The organism is Janthinobacterium sp. 344 (assembly GCF_900112025.1).
Lineage (GTDB): Bacteria > Pseudomonadota > Gammaproteobacteria > Burkholderiales > Burkholderiaceae_D > Janthinobacterium.
In genome coordinates, this window is sequence record NZ_FOKL01000009.1 from 167,130 (window position 1) to 182,608 (window position 15,479).

Annotated in this window: 15 protein-coding genes; 7 read left to right on the plus strand and 8 right to left on the minus strand. The window is 63.4% G+C overall.

Annotated elements, in window-relative coordinates; genetic code table 11:
- The first annotated feature begins 13 nt into the window (after positions 1-13).
- On the plus strand, positions 14-589 hold the full coding sequence (locus tag BM193_RS22445) for a DUF3617 domain-containing protein (RefSeq protein ID WP_092800773.1): 576 nt from the start codon (positions 14-16) through the stop codon (positions 587-589).
- Here the strand turns inward: BM193_RS22445 and BM193_RS22450 are convergent.
- Positions 577-1,638: a porin gene (locus BM193_RS22450; protein WP_254786375.1), complete on the minus strand. Its 1,062-nt coding sequence runs from the start codon at positions 1,636-1,638 to the stop codon at positions 577-579. The genes BM193_RS22445 and BM193_RS22450 overlap by 13 nt on opposite strands.
- A 368-nt stretch (positions 1,639-2,006) precedes the next feature.
- Here BM193_RS22450 and BM193_RS22455 point away from each other — a divergent pair, with 368 nt between their 5' ends.
- From BM193_RS22455 to BM193_RS22470, 4 genes are all read left to right on the plus strand, one after another.
- Positions 2,007-4,118: a site-specific recombinase gene (locus tag BM193_RS22455; protein WP_092801165.1), complete on the plus strand. Its 2,112-nt coding sequence runs from the start codon at positions 2,007-2,009 to the stop codon at positions 4,116-4,118.
- Positions 4,115-5,506 (plus strand): cardiolipin synthase, encoded by a 1,392-nt coding sequence (gene cls / locus BM193_RS22460; protein ID WP_092800769.1) that lies wholly within the window; start codon positions 4,115-4,117, stop codon positions 5,504-5,506. Before BM193_RS22455 ends, cls begins: the two co-directional genes overlap by 4 nt.
- A gap of 96 nt (positions 5,507-5,602) precedes the next feature.
- On the plus strand, positions 5,603-5,848 hold the full coding sequence (locus tag BM193_RS22465; RefSeq protein WP_092800767.1) for a type II toxin-antitoxin system ParD family antitoxin: 246 nt from the start codon (positions 5,603-5,605) through the stop codon (positions 5,846-5,848).
- Positions 5,841-6,131, plus strand: coding sequence for a type II toxin-antitoxin system RelE/ParE family toxin (locus tag BM193_RS22470; RefSeq protein ID WP_092800765.1), 291 nt, complete (start codon positions 5,841-5,843; stop codon positions 6,129-6,131). The genes BM193_RS22465 and BM193_RS22470 overlap by 8 nt, the downstream gene beginning before the upstream one ends.
- Positions 6,132-6,146: 15 nt before the next feature.
- On the opposite strand, the gene BM193_RS22475 is transcribed toward BM193_RS22470, so the two are convergent.
- The 3 genes from BM193_RS22475 to BM193_RS22485 are packed head-to-tail and all read right to left on the minus strand — an operon-like array spanning position 6,147 to position 8,618.
- Positions 6,147-6,965, minus strand: a complete 819-nt coding sequence (locus BM193_RS22475; RefSeq protein ID WP_092800763.1) for a metallophosphoesterase family protein — start codon at positions 6,963-6,965, stop codon at positions 6,147-6,149.
- Between the two features lie 3 nt (positions 6,966-6,968).
- Positions 6,969-7,877, minus strand: a complete 909-nt coding sequence (locus BM193_RS22480; protein ID WP_092800761.1) for a diacylglycerol/lipid kinase family protein — start codon at positions 7,875-7,877, stop codon at positions 6,969-6,971.
- A gap of 12 nt (positions 7,878-7,889) precedes the next feature.
- Positions 7,890-8,618: a phosphatase PAP2 family protein gene (locus tag BM193_RS22485; RefSeq protein WP_368087097.1), complete on the minus strand. Its 729-nt coding sequence runs from the start codon at positions 8,616-8,618 to the stop codon at positions 7,890-7,892.
- 171 nt (positions 8,619-8,789) lie between these two features.
- On the opposite strand from BM193_RS22485, the gene BM193_RS22490 reads away from it, so the two are divergent.
- A complete protein-coding gene (locus BM193_RS22490; RefSeq protein ID WP_010396348.1) occupies positions 8,790-9,014 on the plus strand; it encodes a hypothetical protein in 225 nt (74 codons plus the stop codon).
- Positions 9,015-9,240: 226 nt separating this feature from the next.
- Here the strand turns inward: BM193_RS22490 and BM193_RS22495 are convergent, their stop codons facing one another.
- From BM193_RS22495 to BM193_RS22510, 4 genes are all read right to left on the minus strand, one after another.
- The gene (locus BM193_RS22495) at positions 9,241-10,353 is read right to left on the minus strand and encodes an AI-2E family transporter (protein WP_092800759.1); all 1,113 of its coding nucleotides are present in this window, start codon (positions 10,351-10,353) and stop codon (positions 9,241-9,243) included.
- Between the two features lie 96 nt (positions 10,354-10,449).
- Entirely contained in the window at positions 10,450-11,649 is a 1,200-nt protein-coding gene (locus tag BM193_RS22500; RefSeq protein ID WP_092800757.1) for a DUF1501 domain-containing protein, read from the minus strand.
- Between the two features lie 21 nt (positions 11,650-11,670).
- Entirely contained in the window at positions 11,671-13,236 is a 1,566-nt protein-coding gene (locus BM193_RS22505; RefSeq protein ID WP_092800755.1) for a DUF1800 domain-containing protein, read from the minus strand.
- A gap of 99 nt (positions 13,237-13,335) precedes the next feature.
- Complete coding sequence (locus BM193_RS22510; RefSeq protein WP_092800753.1) at positions 13,336-14,238, minus strand: LysR family transcriptional regulator; 903 nt, start codon at positions 14,236-14,238, stop codon at positions 13,336-13,338.
- Between the two features lie 226 nt (positions 14,239-14,464).
- On the opposite strand from BM193_RS22510, the gene BM193_RS22515 reads away from it, so the two are divergent.
- Entirely contained in the window at positions 14,465-15,478 is a 1,014-nt protein-coding gene (locus BM193_RS22515) for a zinc-binding alcohol dehydrogenase family protein (RefSeq protein ID WP_092800751.1), read from the plus strand.
- The last annotated feature ends 1 nt before the right edge of the window (position 15,479 follow it).

Below are 15,479 nucleotides of genomic sequence, written 5' to 3' on the forward strand. Positions count from 1 at the left end.
CGGAGACCCCGCGATGAAACGATCCCTGCTACGCCTATCTCTGCTCGCCTGCGCCGCCCTCGGCAGCCAGGCCGGCGCCCAGGCCGCCGCGCCATCCCCCGCCATCAAGCCCGGCCTGTGGCAAGTCGACAGCAAGATGGCCTCGCCCGACGCGGCCACCGACAACGCCATGTCGATGGTGCTGCAACAGCTGGGCAATCTTCCCCCCGATCAACGCAAGCAGCTCGAAGCCATGGCGGCCAGCCGCGGCATGGCCATGCCCACCGTCGCGGCCGACGGCGCCGTGCGCGTGACGGCCTGCGTGACGCCGGACATGGCGGCGCGCAGGCAGATTCCCACGGGCCAGCCCGGAGATTGCAAGTCGAACAACACGCCCATCGCGGGCGGCATGAAGGTGTCGTTCACGTGCGCGAATCCGAAATCGAGCGGCGAAGGCAAGGTACTGTTCAGCGGCGACCAGGCATTCAATATGCAGCTGGCGGTGACGACCAGCGCGCGCGGCGCGCCGGAACAGGTGCATGTGGCGAGCAATGGCACATGGCTGGGAGCCACGTGCCCGGCGCCATCCGCTGCCGCTCAGAAACCGTGACGAAAGCCGAGGTTGAAGGCAGCGTCTCCGCGGCCGCTGTCGCTGGCGTTGCCCACCGTGTAGCGGGCGCCGTTCTTGTTGTGGATTTTCGCGTAGGACGCATAGAAATCGCTGCGTTTTGACAAGGAATACGTGAGGCCGAGGGCCACCTGGCTGGCATCGCGGTTGGCCAGGTCGCGGTCATCCTTGTGCACCCAGGACGCCAGCAGCTTGAAGCCGCCCACGGGCACAGAGACGCCGAGCAAGGTGTCGCGGCTGTCCGAGGACGACATCGACAGGGCCAGCGAGCTGTAGTCATTACTGGGGTCCCACGGCGAGCTGCCATAGCCCTTGTTGATGCCGATGGCGGCGAAGGCGGTCGCCACTTTCAGGTCGATATTCGCCGCCACCAGGGTGTTGCGGGCCGACATGTCGATGGCGGGCACGGTGCCGGAAGCGAGGATCAGGCTATTCTTGCGCTGGTGCGAAATGCTGACATTCACGGCGCCGGCCGAATAACCCAGGGTGGCGCCATACGCGCGGTTGTTGGCGCTGCTGTACGGCGATTCGCCGAAGCTGTAGATGGCGCTGGCCGTCACGCCGCGCAAGGCGGGGGTTTCATATTTGATGGTGTTGTCATAGCGCTTGACGCTGTAGCCGGCCAGGTTGCTGGCGCTGCCCGCCATGCCGCCCTTGAACGGATCGGCCACGTCGGTCAGGGTCAGGTACTGCGGATTATACTGGCGGCCCAGGGTCAGCGCGCCGAGGCGGCTGTCGAGGCCCACATACGCCTGGCGGCCGAACAGGCGGCCATCCTCGGACTGGCCCGTATCGTTCTGGATGCCCGCTTCCAGGGTGAAGACGGCGGCGACGTCGTCGCCCAGCGCTTCGCGCCCCTGCACGCCCAGGCGCGAGCCGGAAGCCACCCCGCCCGACACCTTGGTGCTGGCGCAATTGCTTGTACAGCCGCGCTCGGCCACGATGCCCGCGTCAAGCACGCCGTACACGGCGACATGACTGGATGCCGCGCTGCCAGCGCCATCGGCAGCCTGGGCCGGTGCGGACAGCATCCATGGCCCCATCCCTATCACAGCAAGCGCAAAATACGAGGTCTTCATGATAAATATCTCGGTAACGTGAAAAGTAAACTACCCGGTATTGATCAGGACATGCGCTGTGTGTCTGACCTAAGTGTTACCTTATCCTCGTTTTTTGGCAAGCAATCTGTGCGGTGTACAACAGAAACCCCAGCTTAGCCCCGCAGCGGGCGTCGCGCACTGACAACACGCAATAGTGACCACGAATCAAGCTTTTTGCCGCACAATGGCGGCAGAAGCAGGCCCTGCAGTGAAGCAATGTTCGGTGGCGAACGTTGCGCGATTTGTCGCAGGCGGTACACTACTGGTTTTACCGACAGCGGCTCGCCCGTTTTTTCTGCATGCTAGCTATCCTCGAACGCATTGATCCCAACTCCAGCAATATTGACTTGCTGGTGGAATTGTTTAACTCACTGCGTCCCAAGCGCCCCCACGACAGCGCTACCGCGATCGCCAACGTGCGCACCCTGCGCCAGCTTCTCAAAGGTAATCCCGCGCAAGCGCGCGCCTTGCACGAATACGTGCTGCGCGTGCTGGCCGCGCGCCGCCACGCCAGCCTGTACACGGACATCGGCGTGCTGTCGAACAGTGGCTTTTTCACCGAATTGAAACGCCGCATCGCCTACCGCATGCTGCCGCCCGCCCTGGGCGACGAGTACCTGAACGACGCGCTCGACCAGGTGCTGTACCTGAATACCGATTACCTGTGGATCAGCAACGTGCCCGCCACGGACTGGCTGGAACTGTTCGACGTACTCACCAGCGATGACATCGAGCTGGCCGTCGGCGACGGCAACATCATGCTGCCAGGCATGCTCGACGCCATCCGCACCCTGTCCTACCGCGTCTGCGCCATGGGACTGGAACCGGAACTGACGCGTTTCCACAATGAAATCGAAGTCTTCCAGTCGCCGTTCATGGTGCAGAACACGGAAGTGAACGCCTACCTGGATGCCTACACGCAACTGCTGCACGGCAATATCGAACATATCGAAGATGCGCGCCACCTGCTGGTGATGCTCGACCAGTGCGACGCCGTCATCGCCAAGATCCGCAAGAAGGCGCTGTACCAGGGCACCAGCATTCCCCTCACCTATCTGCTGGTGGCGCTGGCGCAAAGCATCGAGCGCCTGCGCAAGCTGCTGTTCCTCGTCGACACCAGCGGCGAGCTGCCCGCCTCGAACAACGTGGACATCGCCGCCATCACGGTCGATGCCACGCAGGACCTGCTGCATCCGCAGCCCGTCAGCCGCCGCCGCGCTGGCGCCGTGGGACTGGCGCTGGAACTGATCCAGGCACACAACAACAAGTACAAGGTCAGCGACCTGTTTTCCGACAATATCAACTTGCTGGCGCGTAATGTGACGGAAAACGCCAGCCGCACGGGCGAACACTACATCGCGGAAAATCGCCGTGAAATGGGTGCCATGTTCCTCTCGTCGGCGGGCGCCGGCGTGATCATCGGCTTCATGGCCCTGTTCAAGATTTTAATGTCGTACCTGCGCTCGGCGCCGCTGGTCGAAGCCTTCATGTTCAGCATGAATTATTCGATCGGCTTCATGTTCATCCACTTGCTGCACTTCACGGTGGCCACCAAGCAGCCGGCCATGACGGCCTCGCGCATCGCCGCCGGCCTGCACAGCAAGGATGGCAGGAACATCGATCTGGACAGCATGGCGGAACTGATCAACAAGGTCTTCCGCACGCAAAACATGGCCGTGCTGGGCAACCTGGCCACGGCCATTCCCACGGCCTGGCTGATCGCGCTCGGCTACAAGGCGATCACGGGGCACAATCTGGTGACGCCGGAAAAAGCCATGCACCTGCTGCACGATATCGACCCCATCGGCAGCCCCGCCATCTTCTATGCCATGATCGCCGGCGTGTGCCTGTTCGTGGCCGGCCTGATTTCCGGCTACTATGACAACCAGGCGCTGTACACGCGCTGGGCGCAGCGCATCGCGCAATTGCGCGGCCTGGGCCGGCTGATTGGCCAGGAGCGGCTGCAGCGCCTGGGCCTGTACCTGGAAAACAACCTGGGCGGCCTGATGGGGAATTTCTATTTCGGCATCCTGCTGGGCTCCATCGGCACCCTGGGCTTCCTGATCGGCCTGCCGATCGATATCCGCCACATCACCTTCTCGGCCGCCAACTTCGCCACGGCCCTGGTGGGACTCGACCACAACATGAGCTGGCAGCTGGCCGTCAAGTCGCTGTCGGGCATCTTCGCCATCGGCACGGCCAATTTGCTGGTCAGTTTTGGTTTGGCCCTGTGGGTGGCCCTGCGTTCGCGCCAGGTGCGTTTCAAGCACGGCATGCAATTATTGAAGATCCTGGGCAAGCGTTTCCTGAAGTCGCCCATCGTCTTCTTCTTTGGTTCAAAAAATCCGCCGCCCCTGGCACTGGCCGATGAATCGGCAAACATGTCACCTACCACCAAGGCTCAAAAATGACCGCTCGGCGCCTGCGACCCTGCCTCACCGCCCTCTTGCTGTGCTGGACCCTGGTTGCATGCGCCTCGCTGCCCAATGTCAAGCACCTCAATACCACCCTGGAACCGGTCGCCAAGCCCAAGGTGATCACCGGCAAGGGCGCCGTGCTGAACGTCAACAGCCGCGCCGCCCTGCTCAACAAGCGCTGGGCCAAGTCCGGCATGGACTTGAAGACCCAGGCCGCGCTGGAAGAGGCGGCCACGGGCGTGCCACTGATCAAGGGCAACAAAGTCACGCTGCTGTTTGACGGCCCGCAAACCATGGCCGCCATGTTCCAGGCCATCAGCGACGCCAAGACCAGCATCAACCTGGAAACGTACATCTTCGACCAGGACCCGCTGGGCCTGAAGTTCGCCGACATGCTGATCGAAAAGCAGCAGGCGGGCGTGACGGTCAACGTCATCTATGACAGCGTGGGCACCCTGGGCGTGCCGCAAGCCTTCTTCGACCGCATGCGCGCGGCCGGCATCCACCTGGTGGCCTTCAACCCCGTCAATCCCGCCAAGCTGAAGGGCGATGAGTGGAAGATCAACAACCGCGACCACCGCAAGGTGCTGATCGTCGACGGCAAGACGGCGTTTACGGGCGGTATCAATATCAGCGACACCTATGCCAAGAGTTCACTGTTCCGCTCCAAATCGAAGCCCACGGACAAGAAGGACGTGGGCTGGCGTGATACCCACGTGAAAGTCGAAGGCCCGGCCGTGGCTGCCTTCCAGTGGCTGTTCATCCGCACCTGGGCCCAGCAAGACCAGGCCGACTTGCCGGACGCCAATTACTTCCCCGTCCTCTCGGAAGTGGGCGACAAGCTGGTGCGCGTGGTGGCCAGCGAGCCGGAGGGCGGCTTCGAGATCTACAAGGCCTACATCCTGGCCATCCAGGAAGCCAAGAAATCCATCCACATCACGTCCGCCTATTTCGTGCCCGACCAGCAGACGGTCGATGCGCTGGTGGCCGCCGCCAAGCGGGGCGTGGACGTCACCGTGGTGCTGCCGGGCGTGTCCGACAGCGGCCTGGTGTTCCACGCGGGCCACGCGCTGTACGACCAGCTGCTGGCCGGCGGCATCCGCATCTTCCATCTGAAACTGGCCGTGCTGCACGCCAAGACGGCCGTCATCGACGGCGCCTGGTCGACCGTGGGTTCGACCAACATCGACATGCGCAGCTTCCTGCATAACAGCGAACTGAACGTGGTGGTGCTGGGCGACAGCTTTGGCCGCGAAATGGAAAACGCCTTCCAGGAAGACTTGCGCGACTCGGAAGAGATCACCAAGGCGAAATGGGAAACGCGGCCCATCTCTGACCGCATGAAGGAATGGGCGGCGCGTTTCATGAACTACTGGCTGTAAGCACCGATCAGGCGGCTGGATATTTGCACAAATATGCACTATATTGCACCAATAGTATGACGATCGTCGTACTGCTCATATCTGGAGTGGACCACCATGGGAACCGTGCGCAAGACCATTACCTTGACGGACCAGCAGGACGACTGGATCAAGGCGCAAATTCACGCGGGACGCTATACGAACGACAGCGAATACATCCGCGACCTGATCCGGCGTGAACAGGAACGCAGCGCCGAACTCGATGCGATCCGCGCGGCGCTGGTGGAAGGCGAGGCAAGCGGCGAACCCCAGCCTTTCGACGCCAGGGCTTTCAAGCAGAGAATGCTGGCAGCGCATGGCTGAATACCGGCTGACGCCCGCCGCCGAACGTGACCTTGAGGCGATCTGGGCGTATACGTCGCAGCGGTGGAGCGTGCAGCAGGCCAGTCTTTATCTTGACACCATGACGGCAGCCTTCGATGACCTGGCACGCGCGCCCGAGACGGCACCGGCATGCGAGCAGATTCGGCCCGGCTACCGGCGCCGCAAAGTCGGACGGCACATGATTTATTTCCGCATCACTCACTATGGCATTGCCATCGTCCGCATTTTGCATGACCGCATGGATGCGGCACGCCATCTGTAATTAAAACATCATCGATCACAGCGGGCGCATGCTGGCCCACACGCCGCCCTGGCGTTCGAACGCTTCCGTGCTGACCTTTTCAAAATCGGCGCTGTCTTCATTCCAGCTGTAGCGCTCGACCCGGATGCAGCTGCTTTCCACGCGCAGCACATTGAAGGAATTCGACTCGCCCCTGCCGCGCGTGGACGTGGCCGTGCCCGCCTGCACCATCAAGGCCGCGTAGCCGGCAATCTTGTAGCGCTCGGCCGTGTTGCCCGCCACGCTGGCATGCAAGTGTCCCGCCAGCAGCAAATCGACGCCGCATTCGGAAAACATCTGCAGCGCCTGCGGCGCGCGGTCGACCAGGTCATCCTCATCGAAATGCTCGGGCAAGTCGAACGGATGGTGCGTGACGATGATGCGCGTCAAGCCAGGCGGCAAACGGCCCAGGCGTTCACGCAGGAAATCGATCTGCTCGTGGCTGATGCGGCCATCCTTGAACGTCAATGAACGGGCCGTGTTGATGCCCAGCACGGCGATTTCCTCATCGATATATTCGGGCGTCAGGTCGTCCGTCACGTGGCGCCGGTATTTCACCAGCGGCGTCAGGAAGCGGGAAAAGACGTTGTACAGGGGCACGTCATGGTTGCCCGGCACCACGATCTGCGGCCCCGGCAAGTGGTCGAGAAAGGCCCGCGCCGCCTGGAACTCGGCGCTGCGCGCGCGCTGCGTCAAGTCGCCCGAGACCACCACCACGTCCGGTTCCAGGCGCTCGACCAGCGCGCGCAAGGGCGCCAGCAGGTCCGCGTCGACCCGGCCGAAATGCAAATCCGATAAATGCACGATAGTACGCATGCCTTACTCCTGGGCTGGCGCCGGCGCGGGCACAATCACCTGCAGCGCGGCGGGACGAATCCGGTAGCGCAGCGGCGTATTCATGACGGTCACTTCGCCATCGGTGGCCACGCGCAGGCGCCGGTGCCGCGTGGCGATTTCCAGGTCGGTGGCCGTCAGCACGTCGAAATCCTTGGCCTGCGACAGCTTGCCGAACAGCGCGTGCAAGGCTAGCTTCAGCAGTCCCAGGCGGCCCGGACGCTGCGCCACGTACAGGCTCAGCTGGCCGCCATCGAGGCGCTCCCGTTCGCCGATATTCAAGCCTTCCATCAGGTACTCATTATTGCCGATGAAAACGAAGGGCGTGCGGCGCGCATGCACGGCGTCGTTGAGTTTCAATTGCACGCTGAGGAAAGGATAGCGGCGCAGCGCGGCCACCAGCGCCCAGCTGAACGCCAGCCACTTGCCCCGCCCCAGCCGGCGCTGCTGCTTTTCGCGGTCGCGCACGATGTCCGGATACAGGCCCAGGCTGGAATTGTTCAGGAAGATGCGGCCATTCACGTCGCCCACGTCGACCGGATGCGGCACGCCCTGCGCTACATTGGCGATGGCCGCATCGAGTTCCAGGGGAATGTTCAAATCCTTGGCGAAATGGTTGAGCGTGCCCAGCGGCAGCACGCCAAAGGGCGTGCCGCTGCCGACCACCACCGACGCCACCGCATTGATGGTGCCGTCGCCGCCGCCGGCCACCACGATGGGCGCGCCGTCCCGCAACGCCTGCTCCGCCGTGGCGATCATCTCGGCCCCGCTGGCGGCCAGGGTGATGGCGGCGTCGAGGCCGACGGCGGCAAATTTGGCTTCCAGCTGCTGCGCCCAGTCGGGCGCGTAGCCGCAACCGGCTCCTGCATTGATGATGACGGCGATTGTACTCAGGACAGTTTCCCCTTATTTGGTTTGACGGATATGCCGGCGCCGGCGCAGGGTCGACACGCCGGCGATGCAGATGGCCAGCCAGCCATAGCTTTCCGCCATCGCCGCCAGCACGTCGCTCAGGTAGTGCGCGCCCAGGTAAATGCGGCTGAAGCCCACCAGCGCCGCCATCAGGAAGGCCGCCAGCGCGATGGCGATGCGCTTGCCCCACGCGCCCGGCGCCGTCTGGCAAATCAGGTAGGCGGCCAGCAAGCCATACAGGGCCGTCGAGGTGGCCGTATGGCCACTGGGAAAGCTGTACGTGCTCAAGGCCGTCTGCAGGATGGGTTCGTCAAAGCTGGGCCGCGCGCGCACAAAGATGTACTTTAGCAGCAGGTTGAGGAACATGACGCCCGGCATGGTGATCAGCAGTGTGAACAGCCAGTAGGTGGCGCCCTTGCGGTACCAGTACCAGCCCAGCAGGGTGGCCAGGGTGATGGCGCCGACCACGCCGTGCATGTGCGTGATCACCAGCAGGCAGCTGGTGATCCACGGCACGGCATGCTGGTTGAACCAGTGCGCCACCTGCAGGTCGATCACCGTGATGTGGGCCATGCCCATCACGGCTTCGGCGATCTCGTGGAAGACCACGATGGCAATCAGCATCAGCGCCACGCCCACCGTCATATGCAGGCCCAGCTCGCCTTCGGGCGACAGGCGCGCCTCGACGAAGCGGCGCAGTTTCGTGGTCCATCCCGTGGTCATGCCCATGTCATTCTTTTGCTGCAAACTGGTCTCTCTTCCCTGTTCTTGGTGCTGATCAAAAAAACCACACCAGTAAAAAAATACTGTTTATTCATACAGTAGCTGTGTTTTCATACAGTAGTTATGCTATTCTGATGACTCGTTCAACACATCTCCCTCAAAGGAATTGTCATGGCAACATTGAATAGCGGTTTTGGCTCACGGTTTGGCCTGGAATACGCCCCAAGCTCTTTCCTCGTCCGCATGGGCAAGCGCGAAATCCTCGTCTGCCGCGACTTCCGCAAGCGCTACTACACCGTCAATCCCTTGATCGAGTGCGGTACGGGCATCGAGCCGGGCTATGTTGAAGTGCTGCTGATGCGCCGTTGGCTGTTGATCTTATCTAAAGCGCATTAAATACGCCTTAAAAATCCGCCGCGCGGCGCGATTTGCGGCTGGCGATGCTCGCTGTACCAATGCTCGCTGTACCAGAGTACAGCTGCTTCCTGGCCACAATGCATTGCCGCCCGCCTGGATTTTTCCGGTGTATTCCGGGGCTTTCGACGACCTTGCTTGAAAGCCCCGCCCGGCCACGCCGGGAACGCGCCAGTACCGGCCGGCGGCAACGCTGGCCGACCCCTCATTACTGCGTGCGTTCCGGTGCGGCCGGGCTGGCAGGTGTTTTCCCACCCGCCTTGGCGGGCGGCAGCGTGTCAAACACATTCGCTTCGTACCATAGCGTAACGAACAGCACCATCACGACAGGGCCGATGAACAGGCCCACGAGGCCCAGGGTTTCCACGCCCCCCAGGATGCCGAACAGCACGGCCAGGAAAGGCAAGCGGGTGGCGTTGCCGATCATGCCGGGCCGCACGAAATGGTCGGCCACGAACAGCACCACGGTACCCCAGGCGGCCACGCCGATGGCGGCGCCCACGCTGCCCTGGAACAGCAGCAAGGCAGCCGCGCACAGGTAAGCCAGCGGCGCGCCGAACGGAATGATGGCCAGGATGCCGGTGGCGAACGCCCACAGGGCCGGCGACGGCAAGCCGGCAATCGCATAGGCGATGCCGATCAGCACGCCTTCGGCCAGGCCCACCAGCACCAGGCCGTTGACGGTGGCGCGGATGGCGGTCGGAATCTTTTGCGCATAGCGGCCCCAGCGCTCAGGGCGCAGGAAATGGCTGCCGATGGCGGTGATCTGGCGCGTCAGTGCTTCGCCATCCTTGTAGAAGAAAAACAGGCACAGAAACGCCAGGCCGAAATCGACCAGGCGGTGGAAAACGTCCGCGCCGAGAATTTTCAGCATATCGCGCGCGGAATGAAAGCCGCCGACGGCGCTGCCCGCAAAGAAATGGCTGAGGCCGTGCGGCTGGCTCAGGGTGGCTTGCCACCAGTCGCGGATGGCGTCGCCCGCCAGCGGTATATGCGCGGTCCAGTCCGGCACGGGCAAGCCGTTGCCATTCGCATTGACGACGAAATTGGCCAGCACGGGCACTTCGCGCGCCGCCTGCGCCACGCCGAACAGGACGGGAATGATGAAGATGCAGGCAAACGCCAGGGTCAGCACGGCGGCCGCGATGATGGTGCGCTGTCCCACGGCCGCGCGCACGCGCACATACAGGGGCCAGGTGGCCACGCACAGGATGCCGGCCCACACCAGCGGCAGGAAAAAACGCTGCATGACGAACGCCGTCAGGGCTATCAGCGCCAGGGAAAAGCCTGCGCTGAGCATATCGCGCTGGGTATCGGTCATACCACTCCATTCGTGCCGCACTCCCCGGGAGGTGGCGGGCTTGCCTATGCGCCAATTGCGCAGGCATAGCGTAACACGGCCCTGGTTAAAATAAGCTTACACCAGGCCCAGGTCCGCCGGCGCCACGCCGGCAAACACATGCTCGAGTTGCGCCGGACTCAAGCCGAATGTGCGGCGCAGCAAGCCGCCCAACACGGCGCGGTACTCGTTGAGCACGGGCATGTCGCGGTTCTGGAACAGGTTTGCCTGCGTGATCGCCACCTGCTGGCCCGCCACCTGCTTGCCCTTGATCCCGCCACCGAGCACCCAGAACACGCTGCCGTGGCCATGGTCCGTGCCACGGTTGCCGTTTTCGCGGAAGGTGCGGCCAAATTCGCTGACCACCACCACCACGGTATTGCGCCATTCGCCGCCCATTTCCTGCGAAAACGCGGATAAGCCCCGCCCCAGTTCGTCGAAGCGCCCGGCCAGGTAGCCATGCGCGCCGCCCTGCCCCACGTGCGTATCCCAGCCGCCCACGTCGACGAAGCCGATGTTGTACTTGTCCTTCATCAAGCGGGCGATGCGCTGCGCCTCCAGTTCGAAGCCGCGGGTCGAGATGGCGTTGCGGTTGGCCGCCTGCATCTCGCCCGTCAATTCCTTCGTCACGTCGTCGCGCACGACAAAACCGGCGGCCACCGGCTGCTGCAAGGGCGTGCCCTTGTACATGGCGGCGATGATCTGGCTTTGACGCGCGTCAATGCCCGCCTTGCCCACGGAGCGCAGCGCCATGTTCGGCACTTGCACGCCCCCTTGGAAGATCAGCGGCAGCTGGTCCGTGAAGGCGATGGCCGGATTGAGCGGGTTAGCCTTGCTGCTGTTCAAGGTCTGCACCAGCCGGTTCAACCAGCCGGAACGGAAATCGCGGCGCCCGCCGATCTCCTGGCCCAGCTCGATCGTATCCTGCGTCTCGAAATGGCTGCGCGTCAGATCCGTCGTGCCGGCAAACGGAATGAAGGCCGCCTCGCCGCTGTTGAACATGGGATAGATGGTGTCGCGCAAGGCCGGATGCAGGGCCCAGTCGGCGTTCAGGGCCAGCGCGCCGTTGTCCGCGCCCGGCTTCGCAATGGCGATATTCGGCCGTGCCGCATAGTAAAAATCGCTGCCCACCGGCACCAGCAAATTATTCGCGTCATAGCCGCCGCGCAGGAAAACGAACAGCAGCTTCGCCTTGGTGGCGGGCGCCGCCAGCAGGCTGCCCGCATGCGCCAGCAAGGGGGCGGCGGCCAGGGCTTTCAACAGGTCACGACGGTGCATGGTGAATCCTCCAGTGTCAACTTAGCGGTGCATCATTTCAGGTGACGACAGGAAAAACGTATTCCACTCCTGCGGCGAGGCGGCCTGCTCCAGGGCCTGGCGCGTGGCCGGGCTCAAGGTCGCTTGCAGCGACTGGTAATACAGGGCGCTGGCCAATTGCGGAAACGCCACTTTTTCCTGCGGCTGCGGGCCATCCGTCTTGAACAGGCCGGCGCTGCCCGAGCCGATGGTGCGGGCGATATCGAAGCGCGTCGTCATCTGGCCGGGGCTGGCCCAGGATGCATCCGCCAGCGGATAGCCATCGGGCGTCTGGCGCCCGTACAGCGGTTCGCCCATGCGCGACAGCCAGCTCAGCATGGGACCTGCATTGAGGATGGGCTTGTCGTCATAGCTGAGGCGCACGGCCGACACCACATAATGCATGGGATCCTTGAACTTCTTGCCCAGCGACTGCCTGAACTCGGGGCTGTTGAACATGGTCTGCAGCACGTCGGCGATCATGCCGTCGCTGTGCTGGAAGGTGGCCGCCATGCGCGCCACCAGGGCTTCGGGCGGATTGTCGCCGACGAAATACTGCGCCAGCTTGCCGCTGATGAAATGCGCGGTGGCGGGACTGCGGCTCAGCCGGTCCAGCGCTTCATCGAGTTCGGCCAGCCCCCTGCCCTTCACCGTTTGCCCAAGGAATTGCTTGTCGCCGTAATCATGGCGGTTCGGATTGAACTCGAACAGGCCACGCCGTACATATTGCTCCTGCAGCGCCGGTTTCACCTTCGGCGCGTCCGCGCCCAGGTTCACTCCCACGCCCGTCAGGATGCGCGCCAGTTCCTGCACATCCGTCTGGCTGTAGCCGCCATTCACGCCCAGCGTGTGCAGCTCCATCAGTTCGCGCGCATAGTTTTCATTGATGCGCTTGACAGCATTGGCTTCATTGTCCAGGTAGCGCAGCATGGCAGGATGGTGCACCGTGGCGCCCAATAAATCACGGAATTTCCCCAAGGCATGCGGGGCGATGGCATTGGCCTCGTAATCGCCCACCATGGCGCGCAGATTGTGCTTGCCTTGATGCACGCTGAAATGGTTGAGCCAGAACCAGCTCAGCTGCTGTTGCAGCTGGTTCGGCGAATACACGTCGAGCAGCAGGGAGCGCGTGGCCGCCTCGCGCGCCAGGCGGTTGAGTTCCTGCTGATACTCCTTTTGCGCCTGCTGTTTTGCCATGTCGTCCAAGACGGCGGCCGACTCCTTGCGCTTCTGCTCCACGGACAGGACGAGCTGGTCGAGCGGCACCTGGCTGATCGTCATGGCATCGATCTGCGCCTGCACGGCGGGCGGCAGGCTGGCCTTGCCTGGATGCAATTGCGCCTGCAGGTAGCGCTGCCAGCCCAGCTGTTGCAACTGGCGCACGCTGCCCCCGTTCACGCCCCAGCTGATACGCTCCAGCATGGCCAGCTCCTGCGCCGGATGCCGCGCCTGCACGGCAGATCCAGCCTCGGCTCCCGGCCCGGCTCCCGATCCGGCTCCCGATCCGGCACAGCCCGCCAGCAAGAGCAGGGAAATCAGGGTCGTCGGCAGCAGTCGCTTGGGGGGCATGGCAGTCCTTCAGGCAGTGTCAAGCAGAATGCATGAGAGTACGCCCTGGTTGACCCGCGCATGATTGCCATTTGCAACGAGTTGTAATCAAGAATGCTTTTATGCCAGGGCCGCGCACTGCTCGCGCAGGAAATCGCGCAGCTGCAGCACCAGCGGCGTCACTTGCGCGCGGTGCGTGCAGACCAGGTGCAAGGGCGTGGCCTCGCCCGCCACCTCGGGCAGCAGCAGTTGCAAACGGCCGGCAGCCACGTCGCCAGCCACATCGAGCCGCGATTTATAGGCGATGCCCAGGCCCGCCACGGCCCAGCGCCGCACCAGCTCGGCATCGTCGGCGCTGCGGTTGCCGCTCACCTGGATTGTCACCTGCTCGCGCTGCGGCAGGCGGTAAAAGGTCCAGCGGTCGTGCAAGCCGTCTTCCAGCGCGAAGCGCAAACAATTGTGCCGCGCCAACTCGTCCAGCGCCAGCAGCGGACCGTGTTCGCGCAGATAGGCGGGCGAGGCCACCAGCACGCGGTCATTCGCGGGCGCGATGGGCATGGCGACCATGCTGGAATCGTCTTGCTGGCCGTAGCGCAAGGCCACGTCGACTTGCTGGCGCACCATGTCGGCCACCCGGTCGCTGACGCTGAGCTGGTACTGCAGCTTCGGATGGCGCTGCTGGAAGGCATCGAGCCAGCCCAGCATCAGGTTGCGGCCCAGGTCGGAGGGCATGGCAATTTTCAAGGTTCCGCCGAAACTGTCCTTGCCGGCCAATAGCGCGTCGTGGCCCGCGCGCAGCAGGCGCAAGGCTTCGCGCGCGTGTTCCAGGTATTGCGTGCCTTCCGGCGTCAGGCTCAGCGACCGCGTCGTGCGGGCCAACAGGCGCAAGCCCAACTCTGCCTCCAGGCGCTTGACGGCGGCGCTGGCCAGCGCGGGCGAGATGCCAAGCTCGCGCGCGGCCGCCGACAGGCTGCCCCGGTCGGCCGTACGCACAAATACCTGCAAGTCATCGAGGCGCAGCAATTTTCAGCATTCCTTTGAAAGTGTTTCGGTACGCGCCCTCTTTTACCTTGGCGTGAAAATGGCCATGATACGTCATCACGCCTGTATGGCGCAGGTCGGATCAGGTCCGAAGGAGGGTAATCCGACAACATTGTTGGCGTGGCCGATGGTGGTGTCGAATGACGCGCGGTACAGCCGCGCTGATCCGACCTGCCCCACTCCACCACTGTTTCACCAAAGGAAACCCATGAAAGCCATCGCCTACCACCACAGCCTGCCCATCACCGAAGCCGACGCCCTGCTCGACATCGAGCTGCCCACGCCCGTCGCCACGGGGCGCGACCTGCTCGTCGCCGTGCACGCCATTTCCGTCAATCCCGTCGACACCAAGGTGCGCAAGAACCGCGCGCCGAAAGAGGGGCAGCCGGAAGTGCTGGGCTGGGACGCGGCCGGTGTCGTCAGCGCCGTCGGCCCCGACGTCACCCTGTTCCAGGTGGGAGACAAGGTCTGGTATGCGGGCGCCATCAACCGTCCCGGCAGCAACAGCGAGTTCCAGCTGGTCGATGAGCGCATCGTGGGCCACATGCCGGCCAGCCTCGATTTCGCCCCCGCCGCCGCCCTGCCCCTCACCGGCATCACGGCCTGGGAATTGCTGTTCGACCGCCTGCAGATCAGCCGCGACAAGAGTCTCTCCGGCAAGTCCCTGCTGGTGATCGGCGCGGCCGGCGGCGTCGGTTCCGTGCTGGTGCAGCTGGCGCGGCAGTTGACGGGTGTCACCATCATCGGCACGGCGTCGCGTCCGGAAACGGCGGCCTGGGTGCAGGAACTGGGCGCCCACCACGTGATCGACCACAGCCTGCCGCTGGCCGCCGAAATCACGCGTCTGGGTTTACCGCCCGTCGACTACGTGATCAGCCTGAACCAGACCGACCGGCATTTCGAGCAAATCGTCGAACTCATCGCGCCGCAAGGCAAGTTCGCCCTGATCGACGACCCCGAGCAGATCGACGTGCGCAAGTTCAAAGGCAAGAGCGTGTCCCTGCACTGGGAACTGATGTTTACCCGTTCCCTGTTCCAGACGGCGGACATGGTCCAGCAGCATGAACTGCTCGATGAACTGGCGCAGCTGGTCGATGCGGGCGTCATCAAGACCACCGTGGCCGAACGCTTCGGCACGATCAACGCGGCGAATTTGAAACGCGCGCATGCCCTGCTGGAAAGCAATACTGCCAAAGGGAAAATTGTCCTCGAAGGATTCTAGA